General features: G+C 70.9%; 22 protein-coding genes. 11 read left to right on the top strand and 11 right to left on the bottom strand.

Going from position 1 to position 24,468, the window contains the following annotated elements; genetic code table 11:
• Positions 1 to 23 precede the first annotated feature (23 nt).
• Positions 24 to 695 (bottom strand): response regulator transcription factor, encoded by a 672-nt coding sequence (locus IG08_RS0111330; RefSeq protein WP_030599633.1) that lies wholly within the window; start codon positions 693 to 695, stop codon positions 24 to 26.
• Positions 696 to 779: 84 nt separating this feature from the next.
• Complete coding sequence (locus IG08_RS0111335; protein WP_030599635.1) at positions 780 to 1,982, bottom strand: sensor histidine kinase; 1,203 nt, start codon at positions 1,980 to 1,982, stop codon at positions 780 to 782.
• Between the two features lie 118 nt (positions 1,983 to 2,100).
• Between IG08_RS0111335 and IG08_RS0111340 the strand changes: the two genes are divergently transcribed.
• On the top strand, positions 2,101 to 3,165 hold the full coding sequence (locus IG08_RS0111340; protein WP_030599637.1) for an SAM-dependent methyltransferase: 1,065 nt from the start codon (positions 2,101 to 2,103) through the stop codon (positions 3,163 to 3,165).
• On the opposite strand, the gene IG08_RS0111345 is transcribed toward IG08_RS0111340, so the two are convergent.
• Positions 3,130 to 4,281 carry an NADH-quinone oxidoreductase subunit D gene (locus tag IG08_RS0111345; RefSeq protein WP_030599640.1) on the bottom strand — a complete coding sequence of 384 codons (1,152 nt, stop codon included), beginning with the start codon at positions 4,279 to 4,281 and terminating at the stop codon, positions 3,130 to 3,132. The two genes, IG08_RS0111340 and IG08_RS0111345, sit on opposite strands and share 36 nt — an antisense overlap.
• Before the next feature lie 31 nt (positions 4,282 to 4,312).
• Between IG08_RS0111345 and IG08_RS0111350 the strand changes: the two genes are divergently transcribed.
• Positions 4,313 to 4,825: a PH domain-containing protein gene (locus IG08_RS0111350; RefSeq protein ID WP_030599642.1), complete on the top strand. Its 513-nt coding sequence runs from the start codon at positions 4,313 to 4,315 to the stop codon at positions 4,823 to 4,825.
• Positions 4,822 to 6,156: a PH domain-containing protein gene (locus IG08_RS0111355; protein ID WP_030599645.1), complete on the top strand. Its 1,335-nt coding sequence runs from the start codon at positions 4,822 to 4,824 to the stop codon at positions 6,154 to 6,156. The genes IG08_RS0111350 and IG08_RS0111355 overlap by 4 nt, the downstream gene beginning before the upstream one ends.
• Positions 6,157 to 6,198: 42 nt before the next feature.
• Here IG08_RS0111355 and IG08_RS0111360 read toward each other — a convergent pair whose 3' ends face one another.
• A complete protein-coding gene (locus IG08_RS0111360) occupies positions 6,199 to 7,590 on the bottom strand; it encodes an ICP22 family protein (RefSeq protein ID WP_199820850.1) in 1,392 nt (463 codons plus the stop codon).
• A 115-nt stretch (positions 7,591 to 7,705) separates the two neighbouring features.
• Entirely contained in the window at positions 7,706 to 8,833 is a 1,128-nt protein-coding gene (locus tag IG08_RS0111365) for an alpha/beta hydrolase (protein ID WP_030599653.1), read from the bottom strand.
• Between the two features lie 238 nt (positions 8,834 to 9,071).
• Here IG08_RS0111365 and IG08_RS0111370 point away from each other — a divergent pair, with 238 nt between their 5' ends.
• The 6 genes from IG08_RS0111370 to IG08_RS0111395 all read left to right on the top strand — a co-directional run bounded on the left by IG08_RS0111370 (position 9,072) and on the right by IG08_RS0111395 (position 14,386).
• Positions 9,072 to 10,883, top strand: coding sequence for a phosphatidylglycerol lysyltransferase domain-containing protein (locus tag IG08_RS0111370; protein ID WP_030599656.1), 1,812 nt, complete (start codon positions 9,072 to 9,074; stop codon positions 10,881 to 10,883).
• A 282-nt stretch (positions 10,884 to 11,165) separates the two neighbouring features.
• Positions 11,166 to 12,056: a dihydropteroate synthase gene (folP, locus tag IG08_RS0111375; protein WP_030599659.1), complete on the top strand. Its 891-nt coding sequence runs from the start codon at positions 11,166 to 11,168 to the stop codon at positions 12,054 to 12,056.
• Complete coding sequence (locus tag IG08_RS0111380) at positions 12,053 to 12,556, top strand: nuclear transport factor 2 family protein (RefSeq protein ID WP_030599661.1); 504 nt, start codon at positions 12,053 to 12,055, stop codon at positions 12,554 to 12,556. The genes folP and IG08_RS0111380 overlap by 4 nt, the downstream gene beginning before the upstream one ends.
• 270 nt (positions 12,557 to 12,826) lie before the next feature.
• Positions 12,827 to 13,186: a dihydroneopterin aldolase gene (gene folB, locus IG08_RS0111385; protein ID WP_030599662.1), complete on the top strand. Its 360-nt coding sequence runs from the start codon at positions 12,827 to 12,829 to the stop codon at positions 13,184 to 13,186.
• Entirely contained in the window at positions 13,183 to 13,794 is a 612-nt protein-coding gene (folK, locus tag IG08_RS0111390; protein WP_030599665.1) for a 2-amino-4-hydroxy-6-hydroxymethyldihydropteridine diphosphokinase, read from the top strand. The genes folB and folK overlap by 4 nt, the downstream gene beginning before the upstream one ends.
• Positions 13,795 to 13,900: 106 nt before the next feature.
• The gene (locus IG08_RS0111395; protein ID WP_030599666.1) at positions 13,901 to 14,386 is read left to right on the top strand and encodes a DUF3180 domain-containing protein; all 486 of its coding nucleotides are present in this window, start codon (positions 13,901 to 13,903) and stop codon (positions 14,384 to 14,386) included.
• 31 nt (positions 14,387 to 14,417) lie between these two features.
• Here the strand turns inward: IG08_RS0111395 and folE are convergent, their stop codons facing one another.
• The 6 genes from folE to dacB all read right to left on the bottom strand — a co-directional run bounded on the left by folE (position 14,418) and on the right by dacB (position 22,059).
• Positions 14,418 to 15,023: a GTP cyclohydrolase I FolE gene (gene folE / locus IG08_RS0111400; protein ID WP_030599667.1), complete on the bottom strand. Its 606-nt coding sequence runs from the start codon at positions 15,021 to 15,023 to the stop codon at positions 14,418 to 14,420.
• A gap of 120 nt (positions 15,024 to 15,143) precedes the next feature.
• Entirely contained in the window at positions 15,144 to 17,177 is a 2,034-nt protein-coding gene (gene ftsH / locus IG08_RS0111405; RefSeq protein ID WP_030599668.1) for an ATP-dependent zinc metalloprotease FtsH, read from the bottom strand.
• Between the two features lie 183 nt (positions 17,178 to 17,360).
• Positions 17,361 to 17,921, bottom strand: coding sequence for a hypoxanthine phosphoribosyltransferase (hpt, locus tag IG08_RS0111410; protein WP_030043337.1), 561 nt, complete (start codon positions 17,919 to 17,921; stop codon positions 17,361 to 17,363).
• A gap of 73 nt (positions 17,922 to 17,994) precedes the next feature.
• The gene (tilS, locus tag IG08_RS0111415; protein WP_030599671.1) at positions 17,995 to 19,035 is read right to left on the bottom strand and encodes a tRNA lysidine(34) synthetase TilS; all 1,041 of its coding nucleotides are present in this window, start codon (positions 19,033 to 19,035) and stop codon (positions 17,995 to 17,997) included.
• A gap of 193 nt (positions 19,036 to 19,228) precedes the next feature.
• A complete protein-coding gene (locus IG08_RS0111420; RefSeq protein WP_030599673.1) occupies positions 19,229 to 20,353 on the bottom strand; it encodes a zinc-dependent metalloprotease in 1,125 nt (374 codons plus the stop codon).
• A 53-nt stretch (positions 20,354 to 20,406) separates the two neighbouring features.
• A complete protein-coding gene (dacB, locus tag IG08_RS0111425; protein WP_030599675.1) occupies positions 20,407 to 22,059 on the bottom strand; it encodes a D-alanyl-D-alanine carboxypeptidase/D-alanyl-D-alanine endopeptidase in 1,653 nt (550 codons plus the stop codon).
• Positions 22,060 to 22,138: 79 nt separating this feature from the next.
• Here dacB and IG08_RS0111430 point away from each other — a divergent pair, with 79 nt between their 5' ends.
• Together IG08_RS0111430 and IG08_RS0111435 are read left to right on the top strand one after the other, a co-directional pair.
• Positions 22,139 to 22,630: an inorganic diphosphatase gene (locus IG08_RS0111430; protein ID WP_030599677.1), complete on the top strand. Its 492-nt coding sequence runs from the start codon at positions 22,139 to 22,141 to the stop codon at positions 22,628 to 22,630.
• Positions 22,631 to 22,733: 103 nt separating this feature from the next.
• On the top strand, positions 22,734 to 24,413 hold the full coding sequence (locus IG08_RS0111435; RefSeq protein WP_030599680.1) for a threonine/serine exporter family protein: 1,680 nt from the start codon (positions 22,734 to 22,736) through the stop codon (positions 24,411 to 24,413).
• The last annotated feature ends 55 nt before the right edge of the window (positions 24,414 to 24,468 follow it).

Genomic DNA, 24,468 nt, shown 5'->3' on the forward strand with positions numbered 1-24,468 from the left:
ACGGGGATCACACCCCCTGTGACTCAGCCGTGCCCGCCCGCGCGCACCAGCCCCGTCTCATACGCCAGGACCACCACCTGTACCCGGTCCCTGAGGCCCAGCTTGGTCAGGATGCGGCCCACGTGCGTCTTGACGGTCGCCTCGGACAGCACCAGCCGGGCCGCGATCTCGCCGTTGGACAGCCCCTGCGCGACCAGCACCATGACCTCGCGCTCGCGGTCGGTGAGCCGCTCCAGTTCCTTGTACTGGGGCGCCTTGCCGGTGCTGGGCAGCATCGGTGCGAACCGGTCGAGGAGCCGCCGGGTCGTCGAGGGCGCAACGACCGCGTCACCGCTGTGCACCGAGCGGATGGCGGTCAGGAGCTCGCCGGGCGGCACGTCCTTGAGCATGAAGCCGGAGGCGCCCGCCTTCAGCCCGGAGAAGGCGTACTCGTCGAGGTCGAAGGTGGTCAGGATCAGCACCTTCGGCGGCTCGGCCTCCTGGCAGATACGGCGGGTGGTCTCCACGCCGTCGAGCTTCGGCATACGGACGTCCATCAGCACCACGTCGACGGCGGTCGACCGCAGCACCTGAAGGGCCTCCACCCCGTCCCCCGCCTCCGCCACGACCTCCATGTCCGGCTGGGCCGCGAGCACCATCCGGAACCCGGTGCGCAGCAGCACCTGGTCGTCGACGAGCATCACGCGGATCGTCATCGGGAGCCTCTTCCGTTTCCGTGGAGTCGATCAGGGTCGAGCAGCAGGGTCGTTACAGGTGTCAACAAAGGGCGTACGTCGGCGTCAATGCGCGGGTTTGAGCGGGAGCAGCGCACTGATGCGGAATCCTCCGCCGGGGCGCGGCCCCGCGTCCAGCGTGCCGCCGACCATGCCGACCCGCTCGCGCATGCCGATCAGACCGTGGCCCCGGCCGTCGGCGCCGCCCTCCTCGTACAGCTCGTGCGGGGCGCCCTTGCCGTCGTCCTCGACGAGCAGGCCGAGTCCGTCGTCGAAGTAGACCAGGCGCACGCTCGCGCCCGCGTTCGGCCCGCCGTGCTTGCGGGTGTTGGTGAGCGCTTCCTGCACGATGCGGTACGCCGTCAGCTCGACGCCGCTGGGCAGCGGGCGCGGGGTCCCCTCGACCTTGAAGTCGACGGGCAGACCGGAGCCGCGGCACTGCTCGACGAGGTCCTCGATCTGCTCGACGTCGGGCTGTGGGACGTACTCGCCGCCCTCCTGGTGCTCGCCGGTGCGCAGGACGCCGAGCAGGCGGCGCATCTCGGCGAGGGCCTGGCGGCCGGTGGAGGAGATCGTCTCCAGAGCCTTCTTCGCCTGGTCGGGCGCGGCGTCGAGGACATAGGCGGCGCCGTCGGCCTGCACGACCATCACGGACACGTTGTGCGCGACGACGTCGTGCAGCTCGCGCGCGATCCGGGCGCGTTCGGCGGCGACCGCGACCTTCGCCTGCGCCTCGCGCTCCTTCTCGAGCCGGGCGGCGCGCTCCTCCAGCTGGGCGAAGTAGGCACGGCGGGTGCGGATCGAGTCGCCGAGCACCCAGGCGAGCGCGAACGGCACGGTCTGCAAGATCATGAGAGCGACGTTGCCGAGGGCGTTCGTGTCCTCGTTCAGCCAGCGCAACTGCGCCAGGGGGGCCGCGCACAGTCCCATCGCCAGCGCGAGCCGGGAGGCCCAGCGGGCCCCGGTCGCGGCCACGGTGTAGACGATGACCAGCATGGCGAAGTCGGCAGTGGTCGTCTCGATGTCCACGGCCAGCTGCACCACGCCGAGCGCGGCGGCCAGCAGCAACATCTTCTCCGGCATGCGCCGACGCAGCGCGATCACCAGGCACAACAGGAGGAGGACCGGAACGATCACCGCCTCGGTCCGGGTGCCCCGAGGCTCATCGCGGGCGTATTCGCTCGCCAGCGAGATCCCGAACAGGAAGACGGCCCAGAAGCTGTCGACCCATGTCGGGTGCCTGCGGAGGAAGTCGTAGAGGCGCTGCACGTAACCCAGCGTAGGGAAGCGCACTGTGTGCAGGGGTCAACCGGAGGGTCGATCCGCACCGCCCCCGCATACTCCCCAAGGTGGAGGCCTCGTTCTCCTGTGCGCTTAGCCTGACGGCGTGACGAAGGAAACAGCGGACGAGTGGCGCGGCCGGCGAGCGGCCACGGAGGCCGCCCTGTACGGGCCCGGCGGGTTCTACCGCAGGCCCGAGGGGCCGGCCGGTCACTTCCGTACGTCCGTGCACGCCTCCCCCCTCTTCGCCGAGGCCGTGGCCCGGCTGATGTGCCGGGTCGACAAGGCGCTGGGGCGGCCTTCGGAGCTCGATTTCGTCGACATGGCCGCGGGGCGGGGCGAGTTGGTGACCGGGGTGCTCGCCGCGCTGCCCGCCGACGTGGCCGCCCGCACGCGCGCGTACGGCGTGGAGATCGCCGGCCGCCCCGAAAATCTCGATCACCGGATCGAGTGGCTGCCCGAGCTCCCGAAGAAGATCACCGGCCTGCTGTTCGCCAACGAATGGCTGGACAACGTACCCGTGGAGATCGCGGAGGTGGACTCCACGGGCGTACCGCGGCTGGTTCTCGTACGGCGGGACGGGCGCGAACGGCTCGGGGAACCGGTCTCCGGCGCGGAGGCGGAGTGGCTGGCGCGCTGGTGGCCGCTGCCGGCCGAGGAGGGGCTGCGGGCCGAGATCGGCCTGCCCCGGGACCTCGCCTGGGCCGCCGCGGTCGCGTCCGTCGACCGGGGGCTCGCGGTGGCCGTCGACTACGCGCACACGGCCGACGCGCGCCCGCTGTTCGGGACGCTGACCGGCTTCCGGGAGGGGCGTGAGACGGCGCCCGTGCCGGACGGGTCGTGCGACATCACGGCGCACGTCGCGCTGGACGCGTGCGCGGCGGCGTGCGCTGCGTCCGGGGGGCGCGTGCTGCGCCAACGTGACGCCCTGCGCGCCTTGGGCATTGCTGGCGCACGCCCCCCGCTCGCACTCGCATCCACACAACCCGCGGCCTACGTACGCGCCCTCGCCCGCGCCGGCGAGGCCGCCGAGCTCACCGCGGCGGGCGGACTCGGCGACTTCGGCTGGCTGCTCCAGCCGGTGGGAATGCCAGACGGACTGAACGGACCGGGCGCGCCCCTCGGCCTCGGCGACCTACTTGTCGATGTCCCCGACCACGAAGAACAGTGACCCCAGAATCGCCACCATGTCCGCGACCAGCGTGCCCGGCAGCAGCTCCACGAGCGCCTGGATGTTGTTGTACGAGGCCGAGCGCAGCTTCAGCCGGTACGGGGTCTTCTCGCCCTTGCTGACGAGGTAGTAGCCGTTGATGCCGAGGGGGTTCTCGGTCCACGCGTACGTGTGCCCCTCGGGTGCCTTCAGGACCTTCGGGAGCCGCTGGTTGATCGGCCCGGGCGGCAGGTCGGCGAGCCGGTCGAGACAGGCGTCGGCGAGGTCGAGGGCGTTGTGCGTCTGCTCCAGAAGGACCTCGAAGCGGGCGAGGCAGTCGCCCTCCTTGCGGGTCACCACCTTCAGGGTGTCCTGCAGCTCGCCGTACGCGAGGTAGGGCTCGTCGCGGCGCAGGTCGAAGTCGACGCCCGAGGCGCGCGCGATCGGCCCGCTCACGCCGTACGCGTGCACGGCCTCCGGCGCGAGGGCGCCCACGCCCCGCGTGCGCCCCCGGAAGATCTCGTTGCCGAGCACCAGGTCGTCGAACCGGTCCATGCGCGAACGCACGGCGGCGACGGCGGCACGCGCGCGCGTGGCCCAGCCGGCCGGCAGGTCCTCCTTCAGGCCGCCGACGCGGTTGAACATGTAATGCATGCGGCCGCCGGAGACCTCCTCCATGACGTTCTGGAGCACCTCCCGCTCCCGGAACGCGTAGAAGACCGGCGTGATGCCGCCCAGCTCCAGGGGATACGAGCCCAGGAACATCAGGTGGTTCAGCACCCGGTTCAGCTCGGCGAGCAGCGTGCGCGTCCACACCGCCCGCTCCGGGACCTCCATGCCGAGCATGCGCTCCACGCCGAGGACCACACCCAGCTCGTTCGAGAAGGCCGACAGCCAGTCGTGGCGGTTGGCGAGCATGATGATCTGGCGGTAGTCGCGCGCCTCGAACAGCTTCTCCGCACCGCGGTGCATATAGCCGATCACCGGCTCGGCACGCATGATGCGCTCGCCGTCCAGGACAAGCTTGAGGCGCAGCACACCGTGCGTGGACGGGTGCTGGGGGCCGATGTTGAGCACCATGTCGGTGCTCTCGGCGGCGCCGCCGATACCGACCATCGTCTCCGTCGTAGGAGTCATGGGCACAGTCTCTCCTACGTACGCTGGCCATATGGAGACGGGGAGCGCGGGGAACACCGGAAAGACGGCGGCAGCGGAGGGCGAGCCGGTGTGGACCGGGCTGCCGCCGGGGCTGCTGCGGATGCGACGGCTGTTGCTGGTGGTGTGGCTGGGGTTGCTGGCCGTCGGTCTGGGGCTGCTGCTCGACCTGCTCGCCGGGCCGGTCTGGGCCGCCTTCGCGCTGCTGCCGCTCGCGCTCATGGCCTGGGGCTGGGTGATGCTCGGCCACAACTGGCGCTCCTGGCGGTACGCCGAGCGCGCCGACGACCTGCTGATCAGCAAGGGCGTGCTGTGGCGCGAGGAGACCGTCGTGCCGTACGGGCGCATGCAGCTGGTCGAGGTCACCTCCGGGCCCGTCGAACGGCACTTCGGGCTGGCCAGCGTGCAGCTGCACACGGCCGCCGCGGCGACCGACGCGACCATTCCGGGCCTCGACCCGGCCGAGGCGGAGCGGCTGCGCGACCGGCTCACCGAACTCGGCGAGGCCCGATCGGCGGGCCTGTGACGGCGCCGGGCGTCGACGACGCCGTACGGGAGAAGCCGCCCGTCACCGAGCGGCGGCTGCACCCCGTGACGCCGCTGAGGCGGGCGTGGGCGCCGGTCGCCGTGCTCATCGGGTGGGCCGTGCACGACCCCGACCAGGCGCAGCGCCAGCTGACCCGGCTGACGACCACCACCCTGCTGATCGCCCTCGCCCTGCTCCTCCCCGCCGCCGCGCTCTACGGCTTCCTCACCTGGTGGTTCACCCACTTCGCGGTGACCGACACCGAACTGCGCATCCGTACCGGCCTGTTGTTCCGGCGCACCGCCCACATCCGGCTGGAACGGATCCAGGCCGTCGACATCACCCAGCCGCTCCTCGCGCGCGTGGCGGGCGTCGCGAAACTCAAACTGGACGTCGTGGGCGCGGACAAGAAGGACGAGCTCGCCTTCCTCGGGGAGCGCGAGGCGCGTGCGCTCCGCGCGGAACTGCTCGCGCGCGCCGCCGGATTCGCCCCCGAGACGGCACACGAAGTCGGCGAGGCGCCCGTGCGCGAGCTGCTGCGCACGCCCGCCCGCGACCTCGCGATCTCCCTCGTGCTGACGGGCGCCACCTGGGGCACCCTGGCCGCCGCCCTCGTCGTACCGCCACTGCTGTGGCTGGCCACCCACAGCGTGTGGACGGTCCTCGCGACCGCCGTGCCGCTGCTCGGCGCGGCGGGCGCGAGCAGCGTGGGGCGGTTCGTCTCCGAGTACGACTGGACGGTGGGCGAGTCCCCGGACGGCCTGCGCATCGACCACGGCCTCCTGGACCGCACCCACGAGACCGTGCCGCCGGGGCGCGTGCAGACCGTACGGATCGTGGAGCCGCTGCTGTGGCGGCGGCGCGGCTGGGTTCGGGTGGAGCTGGATGTGGCCGGGTCGTCCAACTCCGTGCTGGTGCCGGTCGCTCCGCGCGAGGTCGCCGAGGCGGTCGTCGCGCGCGTACTGCCCGGGGTGACCGTGCCGCCGGCGTCGGCGCTGTCGCGGCCCCCGCGGCGGGCCGGACGGTGTGTGCCGGTGTGGTGGCGCGGCCACGGACTCGCCGTCACCGACACGGTGTTCGCCGCACGGCACGGGCTGCTGCGGCGGAGCCTGGCGCTCGTACCGCACGCGAAGGTCCAGAGCGTACGGCTCGCGCAAGGGCCCTGGGAGCGGCTCTGGCGGGTTGCCGACGTTCACGTGGACACCGGGGCCAACAAGACCGTGACAACGCGGCTGCGGGACGCTCAGGAAGCCGCGGAGCTGCTCAAGAGGCAGGCGGAGCGGTCGCGGACCGGACGGAAGGGGGCACGGCCGGACCGTTGGATGGTCTGACCGTGCCCCCTGCAGGCACCCGTCCGTTCGTGAGAACGCCCGTCAGGAAACCGCGCTCCGCAGCCCCTGTACGTCGATCTGCTCCGTCTCGTCGTGGGCCGTCAGGTCGATCACCTGGCCGACGCCCCGCGACTCCTCGTCGGCCTGCTTGAACCCCGCAGCCTCCGACTCGGCCTTGTGGAGGGCGAGCGCCTCCTGGCCGACGACGTCGGCGAGGTCCTCGTTCTGCACGGCCTCCAGGGCGTCCCGCGACACCCCCTGTTTCGTACCGAAGAAGTCGAACCCGCCCTCGACCAGCGGGCGCCGCACGGGAGAGGCGGGCACGACGGCCACCGCGGTGGGCGCTATGAAGTGCCCGGAGGGCTGCTGGGCGGGCTGGGCGATTCTGGCCGGAGTGGTGGCGGCCGCGCGCTCATGCCCGTCGACCGCCTCGGGCTTCCCCTGCGCCTCGTCCTCCTGCGCGGCCTCCGCCTCGGTGCCGCCGGCGGGGCCGGTCTCCGCCGCGACGGAACCGACGTTCACCGGTTCGCTGTCGAGCTCGGCCTCGGGCTCGTACTTCGGCCCGTGCTGCGACTGGCCCCTGGCCGCGTTCTCGGAAGACGTCTTGGAAGAGTCCTCGGGCGCGTTCTCGGACGCGTCCTTCGGCTCGTCCTCGGCTTCGCCCGTGGATTCGCCACCGGTCTCGGACCCGGCCTCGGAGCCTGCATCGGACCCGGTATCGTCCTCGGACTCGTCCGCCGGGGAATCGTCACCGTCGTCGAGCCGCTTCAGCGCCGCCTTCGCCCGCAGGAACAGCCGGGACCCATCCGGGGAGAAGATCGCGGGCGTCTCCGGAGCCTCGTCCGCGACGTCGGCCTCGGCTTCCACCTCTACGTCCGCTTCGGGCTCGGTCTCGGCCGGGGCAGCCACAGCCACGGCCTCCTCCACAGCCGGCGCAGAAGCCTGCGTCGGCACCGGCGGCAGCGCACGCGCCGGAGCGGTCGCCTCTATCTCGAGCAGACGGCGGCCCTCCAGGGCGCTCGCACGCTCGGTCTCCGCCGTGGCGTACCGCCGCAGCAGCGCCGCGTGTTCGTTGCGCAGCCCCGCCAGTTCCGCACGCTTCGACCGCAGCCGCTGCTCCAGTTTGACGCGCAGTTCGCGCGACTCCTCGAGATCGGTCTCCAGCTCGGCGACCCGCTCCTCATAGCGCCACTCGTCGCTGGCACGCGCGCGCGTGAGGTCGGCGACCTGCTTGCCCGCCTGCGCGTCCCAGCGGCGCATGAAGGCCGCACCGACGACCGCCACCGCCGCGGCGAACGCGGAGACGACGCGGAGCACGGCCGGCTCCGAGAACAACCAGGGGCCGAAGGCGCACACGAGCGAGACGCCGGCGATCGCCGAAGGAGGCAGCAGTCTGTGCAAAGGAGGGGAATGGCGGTGACGTCCACGTGGCATGGCCAGAAACTTACCGCGCGTAGGCGAATCGTGGTGCCCCGCCCCGTAAAAACACAGCCACACCGCAGGCTTCACACGACATCAGGAATCAGACCCGCTGTCGAATTGATCATTTTCAGCGGTCGTCCAGCCGCCCGCTGATCCACTGCAGCGTCGCCGGAATCTCCCGCCGCCAGGTGTTGAAGTTGTGCCCGCCGCTTTCGAGGATGATCGACGAGATCCGCGTCAGCCGCGTGTCCTTCACCCGCTCTATGAACTTCAGCGTGTCCTTGTAGTTCGACTCGCCGACCTTGCTGCTGCTGACGAGCAGTGAGGTGTCCGAGGCGGGCCTGTGCTTGAGGTACCACCACAGGTTCGCGCGGTCGCGCAGCTCCTTGTCGCCGTGGAAGAGGTCGCCCGTGGTGGGGTCGGTCGGCGCGTCGTAGTAGGGGGACAGGCCCGCTCCGGCGGCGTACACATCGGGGTGGTGCAGGGCGAGCTTCAATGCGCAGTAGCCGCCCGTGGAGTCGCCGATGACGCCCCAACTGCCCGGCTTTTCACCCACCCTGTAGTGGGCGAGTACGGCATCGGGCAGGTCCTTCGCGAAGAACGACTCGGTCTGCGGTCCGCCCGGAATGTCGACGCACTCGGTATCCCGCGGCGGCGCCACCGTCGGCCGCAGCATCACCAGGATCATCGGCTGCATACGGCCGTTCTTGGCGAGCTTCAAGGCCGTGTGCGGGTAGTGGAGTTTGTCCACCAGCGCCAGTGCCGTGCCCGGATAGCCGGTGAGGACGACGGCCGCGGGAAAGGTGCGCGTGCGGTACTCGGGCTGGAAGTACTCCGGCGGCAGGTAGACGTACGCGCGCGTGGCGATGTGTGTCGTACGGCCCACAATGGCGACCTGCTGGATCTGCCCGCCGACCCGCGGCCGGGCGCCGCCCGTCTCCTTCACCCGGCGCGTGTCGACCACTTGGAGCGGGCCGCCCGAGCCGCCGTTCGCCGTGTGGTCGACGACCACGCCCTGGTCGGTCTCCTGCCCGAGCAGGTCGGCCCAGTCGGCGTAGAACCCGAAGGCCTGGTTGGCGGCGAGCCCCACCGACACGAAGAGCGCCAACTGGGTGGCGAGCAGCAGGCCCACCCGCCCGCTGACGGCCCGCCAGTTCCGCCGTGCCAGCCGTGGCCACAGCCATACCGTGCCGACGAACAGCAGGACGGCGGACAGGACCGCCAGCAGCAGCACATTGTTGCTCGTGAGACCCATGGGTTGCTTCTCGCCTGCGCTTTCTGTCCGGGACGCGGTCGGTGCCTCCCCCGCTCTTTCGCGAGGGCTTGTCCGGGACTTTCCTCGGCCTTTGAACCGGCTTTGACGAGGTGAGTGAACCTCTCTCCCCGAGACACCGTCCTAGAGGGCGCAATGTCGCCGGATGCCCGAATCGGGACCGGATCCAGAGTCACTCGCAGAACTACGGGATGCGATGTCTGTCAGGACAGATGAGGAAATGTCGGGCGGGGTTCCGCACCGATCAACGCGGCTGCGGCACGTACTGCACGGACCGCGCCCCGAGGCCGTCCCCGTCCTCGTCGCCAGAGCCTGCGCTCTCGTAGGCCTTCTGGACATCGCCGCGGGCGTCTTCCCACGCTTCCGGCACAGCCGTATGCACACGATCGCCGAGGTACTGCCCGGCGCGCTCGGCCCGTTCGCGGCCGCGCTCTCGCTCAGCACCGGCGTCCTGTTGCTGCTGCTCGCCCACGGCCTCAGGCGCCGCAAGCGCCGGGCCTGGCGGGCGGCCGTGGCGCTGCTGCCGGCGGGCGCGCTGGCGCAGTTCACGTACCGCCACTCGCTCCTCGGAGTGGTCATCTCGCTCGCGCTGCTCGCGCCCCTGCTGCGCCACCGGGACCAGTTCGCGGCCCTGCCCGACCCGCGCAGCCGCTGGCGCGCGCTCGCCAACTTCGTCCTCATGGGCGCCGGTTCCCTCGTCCTCGGGCTGGTCATCGTCAGCGTCCACCCGAAGACGCTGGTCGGCGACCCGAGCCTGGCCGATCGCATCACGCACGTCCTGTACGGCCTGTTCGGCTTCGAGGGCCCGGTCGACTACCAGGGCAACACCTCCTGGACGGTCGCCTTCTCCCTCGGCGCCCTCGGCCTGCTCACCGCGGTCACGACGATCTACCTGGCCTTCCGCCCCGAGCACCCCGCCGCCCACCTCACCGCGGAGGACGAGACGCGGCTGCGCGCCCTCCTGGACAAGCACGGCGGCCGCGACTCCCTCGGCCACTTCGCGCTGCGCCGCGACAAGGCCGTCGTCTTCTCGCCCAGCGGCAAGGCGGCGGTGACGTACCGCGTCGTCTCCGGCGTGATGCTCGCCAGCGGCGACCCGATCGGCGACGTCGAGGCCTGGCCCGGCGCCATCGAGCGCTTCATGGACGAGGCCACGGCCCACTCCTGGACGCCCGCCGTCATGGGCTGCTCCGAGACCGGCGGCGAGGTCTGGACCCGCGAGACCGGCCTCGACGCCCTCGAACTGGGCGACGAGGCGGTGGTGGACGTCGCGGATTTCTCCCTGGCCGGCCGCGCGATGCGCAATGTGCGCCAGATGGTCAAGCGCATCGAGCGCGCCGGTTACGAGACCCGGGTACGGCGCGTCCGTGACGTCGGCGACGCCGAACTGGACCGGATCCGCCGCGCCGCCGACGACTGGCGCGGCACCGACACCGAGCGCGGCTTCTCCATGGCGCTGGGCCGCATCGGCGACCCCTCCGACGGCGACTGCCTCATCGCCACCGCCCACAAGGCCGACGAACAGCCGGGTCCGTACGGCGACCTCAAGGCGATCCTGCACTTCGTACCGTGGGGCACGGACGGGGCCTCCCTGGACCTGATGCGCCGCGACCGCTCGGCCGACCCCGGCATGAACGAACTGCTGATCGTGGCGGCGCTCCAGGCGGCTCCCCGCCTGGGCATCACACGCGTGTCCCTGAACTTCGCGATGTTCCGCGCGGCGCTGGCGCGCGGCGAGAAGATCGGCGCGGGCCCGGTGCTGCGCGCCTGGCGCGGACTGCTGGTGTTCCTCTCCCGCTGGTTCCAGATCGAGTCCCTGTACAAGTTCAACGCGAAGTTCCGGCCCCGCTGGGAGCCCCGCTTCGTCGTCTACCGCGCCTCCGGCGACCTGCCCCGCATCGGCTTCGCCGCCATGCAGGCGGAGGGCTTCGTCAACCTCGCCCTCCCGCTCCCCCGCTTCCTCCGCCGCCGCTCCCACACCCCACGCGCGTGTGCCCACGCCGTAGCGGAACGGGACGTCCGCGCGGCATAGGAACCCCGGCGCAACCAGGACAGGCCCGAGCGGAAGTCTCACCCCCGAGGCCCTGTCGTCAGATGCCCGTCGTCCGCCCGCAGGGCGGGCCCGGCGGCGTCCGGTGCGTGCGATCCCAAGGCGCCGGAACGCCCTCGATGGGGGTCCCCCACGCCCTTGAGGCAGTGGACAGTGCGTGCCGGGCGCCGCCGGGCAGACGGGCATCCGACGACAGGACCTGGCCGGGGGCTTCCGCTCGGGCCGCAGGGTCTTGTGGTCCCAACCTGGGCCTAGGCTGAACGTATGAGCAAGCAGAACGGACGCGGGCGCGTCGCAGGCCTTCCTGGATGGGACCGCTGCGCGGTCATGGGAGTCGTGAACGTCACCCCCGATTCCTTCTCCGACGGCGGCCGCTGGTTCGACACGACGGCCGCCGTCAAGCACGGTCTCGCACTGGTCGAGGAGGGCGCCGACCTGGTCGACGTCGGTGGCGAGTCCACCCGCCCCGGCGCCACCCGCGTCGACGAGGCCGAGGAGCTCAGGCGTGTCGTCCCCGTCGTCCGCGGCCTCGCCTCCGAGGGCGTCACGGTCTCCGTCGACACCATGCGCGCGTCCGTCGCCGAACAGGCCCTCGCCGCGGGCGCCGCCCTCGTCAACGACGTCAGCGGCGGCCTCGCCGACCCGGCCATGATCCCGGTCGTGGCGGAAGCGGGTGCCCCCTTCGTCGTCATGCACTGGCGCGGCTTCCTGGAGGGCGGCAAGGTCAAGGGCGTCTACGACGACGTCGTCACCGAAGTCCTCGACGAACTGCACGCACGCGTGGAGGCCGTCCTCGCCGGCGGCATCTCCCCCGACCGCATCGTCGTCGACCCCGGCCTCGGCTTCTCCAAGGACGCCGAACACGACCTCGTCCTCCTCTCCCACCTCGACCGCCTGCTCGGCCTCGGCCACCCGCTGCTCGTCGCCGCCTCCCGCAAGCGGTTCCTCGGCCGCGTCCTCGCCGGTCCGCAGGGCGCCCCGCCGCCCGCGCGCGAGCGCGACGCCGCGACGGCCGCCGTCTCCGCGCTCGCAGCGCACGCCGGCGCGTGGGCGGTGCGCGTGCACGAGGTGCGCGCCACGGCGGACGCGGTACGGGTCGCACGCGCCGTAGAGGGAGCGCGCGCCGGAGAGAACACGCCCGAAGGAGCCCGGTGAGCGCCCCCCACACCGACGTCGAGCAGGTAGAGGCCGCCAACACCGGCTTCTACGAGGCCATGGAGCGCGGCGACTTCGAAGAGGTCTCCTCGCTCTGGCTCACCCCGTCCGACCTGGGCGTCGACGAGGAGTACCACGACCCGGCCGACGCCGGAGTCGTCTCCTGCGTCCACCCCGGCTGGCCCGTGCTCACCGGCCGCGGCGAGGTCCTCAGGTCGTACGCGCTGATCATGGCGAACACCGACTACATCCAGTTCTTCCTCACCGACGTGCACGTCTCCGTCACCGGCGACACCGCCCTGGTGACCTGCACCGAGAACATCCTCAGCGGCGGCCCCGCCCCCGAGGGCAGCGAGGAGCTCGGCCCGCTCGTCGGCCAGTTGGTGGTCGCCACGAACGTGTTCCGCCGCACACCCGTCGGCTGGAAACTCTGGTCGCATCACGCCTCCCCCGTTCTGGCCGAAAACGACGAGGACGAAGGGGACAACACTCCCTCCTGAGTGGGTAGGCACGCCGCAAGGAGGCCATGGAACCGCCCACAGGGACCAAGAAGTGGTTGGAATCACGGACCCTGGGTAGGGGCGGCTACCAACCCGTGAGCCGCCGGGTTCCCCAGGGGAAACACCCGGTGAAACCTCCTGGTTCCGGCGCGGGCCCATGCCTCCGTGGCCCGGCCCTGTCAGTGCCCGCAGGTAGATTCGTTTGAGGCCGGTGTGCCGCCCGCACACGGCATCGACCGGCCGTTACCGACGATTGCAGGAGTGATTCGCGTGGATCGTGTCGCGCTGCGCGGCCTGAAGGCCCGCGGGCACCACGGGGTGTTCCCCAAGGAGCGCGAGGAAGGCCAGACCTTCATCGTGGATCTCGTCCTCGGCCTGGACACCCGACCGGCCGCGGCCGACGACGACCTGGCGAAGACCGTGCACTACGGCATCGTGGCGGAGGAGGTCGTGGCCGTCGTCGAGGGCGAGCCCGTCGACCTCATCGAGACACTCGCCGAGCGCATCGCCCAGGCCTGTCTCAAGCACGAGGGGGTCCAGGAGGTCGAGGTCTGCGTCCACAAACCGGACGCGCCGATCACGGTCCCCTTCGACGACGTGACCGTCACCATCACCCGGAGCCGAGTATGACCGCGTCCTTCACCGCGGGTCCCAGCGACCCGACCGTACAGCCGGTACCCGCCTCCGTCGTGCAGCAGGTCGACGCCGCCGACACGACCCTCCACAACCCGAAACGGGCCGTGATCTCCCTCGGCTCCAACCTCGGCAACCGCCTGGAGACCCTCCAGGGCGCCATCGACGCCCTCGAGGACACGCCCGGCGTCCGCATCAAGGCCGTCTCCCCCGTGTACGAGACGGAGCCGTGGGGCGTGGAGCCCGGCAGCCAGCCCTCGTACTTCAACGCTGTCGTCGTGCTGAAGACGACCCTGCCCCCGTCCTCCCTGCTGGAGCGGGCGCACGCGGTCGAGGAGGCCTTCAACCGGGTGCGGGACGAGCGCTGGGGCCCGCGCACCCTCGACGTCGACATCGTCGCGTACGCCGAGGTCGTCTCCGACGACCCGGTCCTCACCCTCCCCCATCCGCGCGCCCACGAACGCGCCTTCGTCCTCGCCCCCTGGCACGACGTGGAGCCCGAGGCGCAGTTGCCCGGCAGGGGCGCGGTCGCCGCGCTCCTCGACACCGTCGCCCGGGACGGCGTCGCGCCGCGCAAGGACCTGGAACTCCGGCTGCCCGAGTAGTCGTTAAGGTCGAGACGACCACGGGGCGGCCCGACAGGACGGCCGGACCGGACAGGTCACCACGACCACCGTCCGCGACCGCGGTCCGGGGAGCTGAAGGGACACCGTGAGAGAGCTGCGCATCAGGCTGCTGGCAGGCGTTTTCGTCGTCGCCGGGGTTCTGTCCTGGGCAGGCGCCCGCCTCTGGAACTCGGTCGGGACCCTTCCCAGCGTCCCCCTGGCCGCCCCCATCGTCCTCGCCCTGATCGCCGTGGTCCTGCTGGCCACGGCGCTCTCGATCCGCGCCCGCCTCAAGGCCCAGCGCGAGCGCCGCCCCGGCGCCAAGGGCGTCGATCCCCTGATGGCCGCCCGCGCGGTCGTCTTCGGCCAGGCCAGCGCCCTGGTCGCCGCCCTCGTCTCCGGCATGTACGGCGGCACCGGCGCCTTCCTCCTGGAGTCCCTCGACATCCCCGCCCGCCGCGACCAGGCCATCTATGCCGGCTTCTCGGTCCTGGCGGGCGTCGCCGTCATAGCGGCCGCCATCTTCCTGGAGCGGGTCTGCAAACTCCCGGAGGACGACGACCGGAACACGGGAGCCACGTCGGCAGCATGAGGCGTGACCGCCGGAAAGTCCCGTCGGAGCGTCAGCGCGCCATGATGAGGCTCATCGCCTCATTGCGGGTCGCGGGGTCACGCAACTGGCCACGGACCGCCGACGTGATGGTCTTCGCCCCGGGCTTGCGGACCCCCCGCATCGACATGCACATGTGCTCGCACTCGACGACGACGATCACACCCCGCGGCTCCAGGATCTTCATCAGCGAGTCTGCGATCTGCGTGGTGAGTCGTTCCTGCACCTGCGGCCGACGGGCATAGACGTCCACGAGCCGGGCCAGCTTCGAAAGGCCCGTGATCTTGCCGTCGACGGACGGGATGTACCCGACGTGGGCGACGCCGACGAACGGCACCAGATGGTGTTCACAGGAGCTCAGGACCTCGATGTCCTTCACGAGGACCATCTCGTCGTGCCCCAGGTCGAACGTCGTCGTCAGCACGTCCTCGGGCTTCTGCCACAGTCCCGCGAATATCTCCCGGTACGCCCGCGCCACCCGCGCCGGCGTCTCCCTGAGCCCCTCACGGTCAGGGTCCTCTCCGACCGCGATCAGGAGTTCGCGGACGGCGTTCTCGGCGCGCTTCTCGTCGAAATCGCCGATGGAGCCCTCGCCGTCCAGCGTCACGGGGTCGGTCATCTGGTGCCTCGTTCCTAGGTGTCCCTGCATGCGCATACGAAAGCGCCGCGCCCCCCAGGCTAAAACCAGGGGGGCGCGGCATCCATTCCGGGCCTGGTGAGGTCACCGAGGCTGAGCGGGTCAGCTCTCCGGGCGGTCCTCCGGGACGGCCTCCGTGGCCGGCTCCGCCGCGGTGACCTTGGCGGTGCTGATCGCCGGGGTCGCGCCGTTGGCGCCGTTCGTCAGTGCGAGCTCCCTGGGGGAGAGCACCGGCGGACGGGTGGACGGCGTACGGCGGGAGGATCCGGTCCAGGCCGGCCGCGGGGGACGCTTGACGATGGGAGCGAAGACCTCTGCGATCTGCTCCTTGTTGAGCGTCTCCTTCTCCAGCAGCTGGAGCACGAGCGCGTCGAGGACGTCGCGGTTCTCGACCAGGATCTCCCAGGCCTCGTTGTGCGCCGTCTCGATGAGCTTCTTGACCTCTTCGTCGACCAGCGCGGCGACCTCTTCCGAGTAGTCACGCGGGTGCGACATCTCCCGGCCCAGGAACGGCTCGGTGTTGTCGCCACCGAACTTGATGGCGCCGAGACGCTCGGTCATGCCGTACTGCGTGACCATCGAGCGAGCCGTTGCGGTGGCCTTCTCGATGTCGTTCGCAGCGCCGGTGGTCGGGTCGTGGAAGACCAGTTCCTCGGCCGCGCGGCCGCCCAGCATGTAGGCCAGCTGGTCCAGCATTTCATTGCGCGTGGTCGAGTACTTGTCCTCGTCCGGCAGGACCATCGTGTAGCCCAGAGCACGGCCTCGCGAGAGGATCGTGATCTTGTGGACCGGGTCGGAGTTCGGGGAGGCCGCCGCGACCAGGGCGTGGCCGCCCTCGTGGTACGCGGTGATCTTCTTTTCCTTGTCCGACATGATCCGGGTCCGCTTCTGCGGGCCCGCCACCACACGGTCGATGGCCTCGTCGAGGCTGTGGTTGTCGATGAGCTTCTTGTCGCCGCGCGCCGTGAGGAGCGCCGCTTCGTTCAGCACGTTCGACAGGTCCGCGCCGGTGAAGCCCGGGGTACGCCGGGCGACAGCCCCCAGGTCGACGTCCGGGGCGACCGGCTTGCCCTTCTGGTGGACCTTGAGGATCTCCAGACGGCCCTGCATGTCCGGGCGGTCGACCGCGATCTGGCGGTCGAAGCGGCCGGGGCGCAGCAGCGCCGGGTCGAGGATGTCCGGACGGTTCGTGGCGGCGATGAGAATCACACCGCCCTTGACGTCGAAGCCGTCCATCTCGACGAGCAGCTGGTTCAGCGTCTGCTCACGCTCGTCGTGACCACCGCCGAGGCCGGCGCCGCGATGGCGGCCGACCGCGTCGATCTCGTCGACGAAGACGATCGCCGGGGCGTTCGCCTTGGCCTGCTCGAAGAGGTCACGGACCCGGGAGGCACCGACACCGACGAACATCTCGACGAAGTCGGAACCCGAGATCGAGTAGAAGGGGACGCCGGCCTCGCCCGCGACGGCTCGCGCGAGCAGGGTCTTGCCGGTGCCGGGAGGGCCGTACAGGAGTACGCCCTTGGGGATCTTCGCCCCGACTGCCTGGAACTTCGCCGGTTCCTGGAGGAACTCCTTGATCTCGTGGAGTTCTTCGACGGCCTCGTCCGAGCCCGCGACGTCCGCGAACGTCGTCTTCGGGGTGTCCTTGGTGATGAGCTTGGCCTTGGACTTCCCGAAGTTCATGACCCGGGAGCCGCCGCCCTGCATCTGGTTCATCAGGAACAGGAAGACGACCACGATGAGGACGAAGGGGAGCAGGGAGAGCAGGATCCCGACGAAGGCGTTCTGCTTCGTCGGAGAGACGGTGTACCCGTCGGGGATCTGCTTGTCCTGGTACTTGGTCTGCAGCGTGTTGGCGATGGTCACGCCCTGGTCGCCGATGTAGCTCGCCTGGATCTTCGAGCTGCCCTCGACCTTTTCGCCGTCCTTGAGCTGCACCTTGATGGTGTTCTCGTCGCCGGTGGTGAGCTTGGCTGATTCGACCTTGTTGTCATTGATCGCCTGGACGACCTGGCCGGTGTCCACCGTCTTGTAGCCGCCGGACGAGCCGACGACCTGCATCAACACGACCACGGCAAGGACGGCCAGCACGATCCACATGACCGGCCCACGGAAGTATCGCTTCACGTCCATCCATACGGAGCGGTGTCGCCCCGTCCCTCCTGCCATAGTGAGTTTGATAAGACAGTTCTTCTGACGGTACCCCAGCATTGTGGCCCGAAGCCGCACGGGACGGCTGGCTGACCCGTCTGCATGCTCCAACGGCGCGGGGCCCGCTGGGGTTCCCGATCTTCTTACGGGGCTGGGCCCTTCGGGTCAGCCGCCGTAGACGTGAGGCGCGAGCGTACCGACGAACGGGAGGTTGCGGTACTTCTCGGCGTAGTCGAGGCCGTAGCCGACGACGAACTCGTTGGGGATGTCGAAACCGACCCACTCCACGTCGATGGCGACCTTGGCGGCGTCCGGCTTGCGCAGCAGCGTGCACACCTTGAGCGACTCCGGCTCGCGCGAGCCGAGGTTGGACAGCAGCCAGGACAGCGTCAGGCCGGAGTCGATGATGTCCTCGACGATCAGGACGTGCTTCCCCTTGATGTCGGTGTCGAGGTCCTTGAGGATCCGCACGACACCGGAGGACTGGGTGCCCGCGCCGTAGGACGACACCGCCATCCAGTCCATCGTGACGGGGGTGGACAGCGCCCGGGCGAGGTCCGCCATGACCATCACCGCGCCCTTGAGGACGCCGACGATCAGCAGGTCCTTGCCCGCGTACTCCGCGTCGATCTTCGCGGCGAGCTCTACGAGCTTCGCGTCGATCTCTTCCTTGGTGATGAGCACCTCTTTGAGGTCGGTGCCCATGTCTTTCGCGTCCACCCGCATCACTTTCGGTCGTCCCACACCGGCTGCCCGAGCCCTCCGAAGGGGCCCGGATCCCCCCGAAAGGGGATGAGATTCAGCCTTGCCGAATCACCAGTCTGCCACCCTGCCGCTGAGCGACGACCTTGCCGGGGAGATTGATGGCTCCCTGGCCGCGCCAGCCGGTGATCAACCGGTCGAGTTCCTCGATGTGACGGGCGAACAGCGAACCCGCGGGGGCCCCGGCCTCGATGGCGGCACGGCGCAGGATGCGGCGGCGTACGGCGGGCGGCAGGGCGTAGAGCTTGGCGCACTCCAGGAGGCCGGTGGCGTCCCGGACGGAGGCCTCGGCCTGGCTGGCCCAGGCGTCGAGGGCGTCGGCGTCGTCACGGGAGAGCTGGGCCGTACGGGCGAGAGCCTCCACGACGCCTTTGCCGAGCGCCTTCTCCAGGGCGGGCAGGCCTTCGTGGCGCAGCCGGGAGCGGGTGTACGCGGGGTCGGCGTTGTGCGGGTCGTCCCAGACGGGCAGGGCCTGGACCATGCAGGCCTTGCGGGCGGTCTGCCGGTCGAGGTGGAGGAAGGGGCGGCGGTAACGGCGGGCGGCCCCCGGACCGCCGGAAACGGCGGCCATGCCGGACAGGGAGCGGATGCCGGAGCCGCGGGCGAGGCCGAGCAGGACGGTTTCGGCCTGGTCGTCGCGGGTGTGGCCGAGCAGGACTGCGGTGGCGCCGTGGCGGTCGGCCGCTGCGTCGAGGGCGGCGTAGCGGGCGTCGCGGGCGGCGGCTTCCGGTCCGCCTTCGCGGCCGACGGTGACCGCGGTGGACTCGACGGGGTCGAGGCCGATCTCACGCAGGCGCAGAACGACCTCCGCGGCGCGCAGGTCGGAGCCGGGCTGCAGGCCGTGGTCGACGGTGACGCCGCCGGCCCGCATGCCGAGCTTGGGGGCCTCGAAGGCGAGGGCGGAGGCGAGGGCCATCGAGTCGGCGCCACCGGAGCAGGCCACGAGCACGAGCGGCGACGGCGGGCGCTCGTGCGAGGTCTGCGCCGGGATGTCGGCGGTCGGGTGTTCGTTGAGGATGTCGTGGAGGACGCGGCGGACCGCCAGGCGTATCGCCGCGACCGCAGGATGGGGACCCATGTCCGGTTCCCTTCATGAAGTTTTCGGGGGGGTGAACCCGAGCTCGGTCACTCAGAGTGTGTAGATGGTGACAGAACCGGGCCGTTCCCCGAGCATCGCACGCCTATCCACGGCTCACGGTCCCTCGGACGGGTGATTGGAGGGGCGTTCGCCTGCCGTCGGCTGGATTCCTTTCACGACGCGCCCGCGGGGTTCACGATTCGGCTTTGCGGTGCACCCGCGCGACCCAGTCCGCCGGTTTGGCGATCTCCGTCTTGGTCGGGAGGGTGTTCGGGGAGGTCCACACACGGTTGAAGCCGTCCATGCCGACCTGTTCGACGACGGCCCGCACGAAGCGTTCGCCGTCGCGGTACTGCCTGAGTTTGGCGTCCAGACCCAGCAGCTTGCGCAGAGCCATGTCCAGTCGGGAGGCGCCCTTGGCGCGACGCTGCTGGAACTTCTCGCGGATCTCCGCGACGGTCGGTACGACTTCCGGACCCACTCCGTCCATCACGAAATCGGCGTGGCCCTCCAGGAGCGACATCACGGCGGTGAGGCGGCCGAGGATCTCCCGCTGGGCCGGCGTCTGCACGATCTCCACGAGGGAGCGGCCGCTGTCGTCCTCCTCGCCCTCGGGGCGCCCGCCGGCGAGGGACTGGGCGGCCTCCCGGATGCGCTCCAGGACGGTCATGGGGTCGACCTCGGTCTCGCCCAGGAACGACTGGATTTCGCCCTCCAGGTGGTCCCGCAGCCAGGGCACGGCCGTGAACTGCGTGCGGTGCGTCTCCTCGTGCAGGCACACCCACAGCCGGAAGTCATGGGGCTGTACGTCGAGTTCGCGCTCCACGTGCACGATGTTCGGGGCGACCAGGAGGAGCCGACCGCCGCCGTTCGCCCCGGCGGGGAGTTCGCGGGTGGCCGGGGCGAAGGTCTCGTACTGGCCGAGGACGCGGGAGGACAGGAAGGAGAGCAGCATCCCGAGTTCGACGCCGGTGACCTTGCCGCCGACGGCGCCGAGGACCGCGCCGCCGGGGGTGTTGCCGCGCCGCTCCTGCATCTTGTCGAGCAGCGGCTTGAGGATCTCCCGGAACCCGGCGACGTTCGCCCGGACCCAGCCGGGGCGGTCGACGACGAGGATCGGGGTGTCGTGCAGACCTTCCGTCCCCATACGAGTGAAGCCCCGGACGTGTTCCTCCGAGGACTTGGCGTGTCGGCGCAGTTCCGCGACGACGGCCCGGGCCTCGTCGCGGCTCACCTCGGGGCCCGGCCGCACGAGCCGGGTCGCGGTCGCCACCGCGAGATTCCAGTCGACCATCTCGGCACCACCGATGCTCGTCATGCGTCAACCGTACGTGAGCGGTCCCACTTGGGGCAGGTCGCTCGGGTCGGCGGTCACCTGCAACCGCAGGCCGACAGTGCCGTCGCCGTTCTGTCCAGCGCCGCCTGGGCCGCCGTGGCACTGCTCGTGTCCGACGCCAGGAAGGCGAAGGCCAGCAGACGGCCGTTCTGGTCGACCACTGTTCCGGCCAGCGTGTTGACGCCCGTCAACGTGCCCGTCTTCGCTCGTACGATGCCGGCCGCACCGTCGGTGTAACGGCTGGTCAGGGTGCCCGTGAAGCCGGCCACCGGGAGGCCGGTGAGGACCGGGCGGAGTTCGGGGTGGGAGGGGTCGCCCGCCTCGGCCAGCAGCGAGGTGAGCAGGTCGGCGGTGAGTTTGTCGGCTCGGTCGAGGCCGCTGCCGTCGTTGAAGTCGGCGCCGGACAGCGGGAGTCCGAGCTTCTTCAGCTGGGCGCGGATCGCCTGCCCACCACCGGCGAAGTCGGCGCGCTGCTTCGAGGCGACGGCCGTCTGGCGGGCGAGGGCCTCGGCGATGTCGTTGTCGCTGTTGGTCAGCATGCGCTCGACCAGGGTGGAGAGTGGGGGTGACGTCACCTCGGCCAGCGTGTCCGAGCGGCCGGTCGCCTTGGAGGGGCCGGGGGACGTCGTCCTGATGCCGTGGTCCGACAGGAACTCGGCGAACCTGCGGGTCGCGTCCGCCGCCGGGTCGCTCACGCGGGGCGCGGGGCCACTGGCGGAGTCGTCGGTGCGGGCCTCGTCGGCCATCAGGGCGCTGACCGGGGCGAGGTTGTCGTTGACCCCGATCGGGTGGATCTCGGAGCCCGCGTAGAGCGTCGTGTCGTACGAGAGCGTGACCTGGCTGATGTCGCGCTTCTTCAGGGCGGCGGCCGTCTCGTCGGCGAGTGTGCGCAGGCTCGCCCAACCCTCGGCGTCCTTGCGGGCCGTCAGCGTGGGGTCGCCGCCGCCGACCAGGACGAGTTCCTTGGTGTCGGGTTCGAGGGCGGCGCGGGTGGTGAGCCGGTGGTCGGCGCCGAGGGCCGAAAGAGCGGCGACGGCGGTGGCGATCTTCGTGGTGGAGGCGGGGGTCAGCGCCGCGTCGGCTCCGGCACCGTAGAGCTGCTTGCCGGTGGCCACGTCGACGACCGCGGCGGTGTGGCGGGTGCCGAGGGCCGCGTCGGCCAGGAGCGGGTCCAGGACGTCGGCGAGGGCCGGTCCGTTCGGTGCCGACTTCACGGAGCTGCCGGCGCCGCCGAGGCCGGTGAGCACGGATGCGGCGCTCGGGGCGGGGCGGGGCGCCGAGGCCGTCGTATCGGAATCATCACCGTGATCTGCGCCACCCGTCTGCTCCTGGGCGGCGGCCCGGTCCCGCTCGGCCGTACGCTGACCGGAGGAGTCCCAGGGGCCGGCGGCGGTCGCCACTGCGGCGGCCAGCGCCAGCCCGGCGGTGGCGGCGCCCGCGGTGAACTGCCAGGTCTTCGGCCTCGTGCCCCGCGCGACCTGCGGTTTCGCGGCCTTCGCGATCCGTGCGACCCGCGGTTTCGCGGTGGCGACGGCCCGTGCGAGGCGTGGTCGTACGGCGTCCACGGTTCGGGTGAGACCCGGCCGTACGGCGTCCGCGGCTCGTGCCAGACGCGGTCGTACGGCGTTCGCGACCCGCTTCACATGCGGTTTCGCGGCCCGCCACGGCCTCAGTTCAGGCACGACCACCAGCCCCTTTCGCGATCACACACCTGCGTGAGGGACACTTAACCACCAGAACTATGTGCTGATCATGGAGGAGCCACCGGTGGAGTTCGACGTCACGATCGAGATTCCGAAGGGTTCGCGGAACAAGTACGAGGTGGACCACGAGACCGGTCGGATCCGCTTGGACCGTCGCCTCTTCACCTCGACCAGTTACCCGGCCGACTACGGCTTCGTCGAGAACACCCTCGGCGAGGACGGCGACCCGCTGGACGCGCTGGTCATCCTGGACGAGCCGACCTTCCCCGGCTGCCTCATCCAGTGCCGCGCGATCGGCATGTTCCGGATGACGGACGAGGCCGGCGGCGACGACAAGCTGCTGTGCGTCCCCGCGCACGACCCGCGCGTGGAGCACCTGCGGGACATCCACCACGTGTCGGAGTTCGACCGTCTGGAGATCCAGCACTTCTTCGAGGTCTACAAGGACCTGGAGCCCGGCAAGTCCGTCGAGGGCGCCGACTGGGTGGGCCGCACCGAGGCCGAGGCCGAGATCGAGCGGTCGTACAAGCGCTTCAAGGACCAGGGCGGTCACTGAGCCTGCAGTCGCGAAGGGGCCGCACGCGGGCGCGTGCGGCCCCTTCGCGTATCTGTGCGCATACTGAGGCTTGCTGAACGTGTCGTACAGGGAGCGCTGCGCAGTGACGGACGCGGAAGACCGCAAGCCGCGGTCGGACGAGGCGAGGAGTGCGTTCTCGGCCACGGCGGTCGACGGGGACGCCACATCCGAGTTCGCCGTCCCGGAGGGACTGGCCGTCCCCAGAGGCGGCGTCGCCGAGTCGGAGAGCACATCCGAGTTCGCCCTGCCGAAGGGGCTGGACGTCCCGTCGGGGCCGGCCACCGAACCCGAGGGATCGGCCTTCAGCCCGCCTCGTACGTACCGCGCCCAGGACGCACGGCACGCGTTCACTCCGGCGACCGGGATTCCCGTGGTCCGTCTGACCAAGGACGTGCCCTGGCAGGACCGGATGCGCACGATGCTGCGCATGCCGGTGGCCGAGCGGCCCGCGCCGGAGTCCGTGCAGAAGGCGGAGGAGGGCAGTCCGGCCGTCCCGCGCGTGCTCGACATGACACTGCGCATCGGCGAGCTGCTGCTCGCGGGCGGCGAGGGCGCCGAGGACGTGGAGGCGGCGATGTTCGCCGTCTGCCGTTCGTACGGCCTGGACCGCTGCGAGCCGAACGTCACCTTCACGCTGCTGTCGATCTCGTATCAGCCCTCGCTCGTGGACGACCCGGTGACAGCGTCCCGGACCGTACGCCGCCGGGCCACCGACTACACGCGCCTCGCGGCCGTCTTCCGGCTGGTGGCCGACCTCAGCGACCCGGACACGGCGATCTCGCTGGAGGAGGCCTACCGGCGGCTCGCCGAGATCCGCCGCAACCGGCACCCGTACCCCGGCTGGGTGCTCACCGCGGCGAGCGGGCTGCTCGCGGGCGCGGCCTCCGTGCTCGTCGGCGGTGACGTGATCGTGTTCATCGCCGCCGCGCTGGGCGCGATGCTCGGCGACCGGCTGGCGTGGCTGGCCGCGGGGCGCGGGCTGCCGGAGTTCTACCAGTTCACCGTCGCCGCGATGCCGCCGGCCGCGATAGGGATCGCGCTGACGCTGGCCCACGTGGACGTGAAGGCGTCCGCGGTCATCACCGGTGGGCTGTTCGCGCTGCTGCCCGGGCGGGCGCTCGTGGCGGGCGTGCAGGACGGACTGACCGGCTTCTACATCACCGCGTCCGCGCGCCTGCTGGAGGTCATGTACTTCTTCGTCGGCATCGTCGTCGGGGTGCTGGTGATGCTCTACGTCGGTGTGCAGCTGGGCGCCCGGCTCAACCCCGACACGGCCCTCAGCAGCGACCCGCGGCCCCTGTGGCAGATCGGCGCGTCGATGCTGCTGTCACTGACCTTCGCTGTGCTGCTCCAGCAGGAGCGGTCCACGGTGCTCGCCGTGACGCTCAACGGCGGTGTCGCCTGGTCGGTGTACGGCGCGCTGCACGACACGGGCGAGCTGTCCCCCGTTGCCTCTACGGCCGTTGCGGCGGGGGTGGTGGGGTTGTTCGGTCAGCTGCTGTCCCGGTACCGGTTCGCTTCCGCGCTGCCTTACACGACCGCGGCGATCGGGCCCCTGTTGCCAGGGTCGGCCACGTATTTCGGGCTGTTGTCCATCGCGCAGAACGAGGTGGACGAGGGGTTGGTGTCGCTGTCGAAGGCGGCGGCGCTGGCGATGGCCATCGCCATCGGGGTCAACCTGGGGTCGGAGATCTCGCGGCTGTTCCTGCGGATCGGCTCCGCCGGCAAGCGGCGTGCTGCCAAGCGGACGCGGGGATTCTGAGCGCCGGGCGCCCATGAGCTCGATGCTTGCTGTCCGACGGCGACTGCGGATTCGT

Origin of the sequence: Streptomyces fulvoviolaceus (assembly GCF_000718165.1) — a bacterium.
In the GTDB taxonomy this organism is placed as follows: domain Bacteria; phylum Actinomycetota; class Actinomycetes; order Streptomycetales; family Streptomycetaceae; genus Streptomyces; species Streptomyces fulvoviolaceus.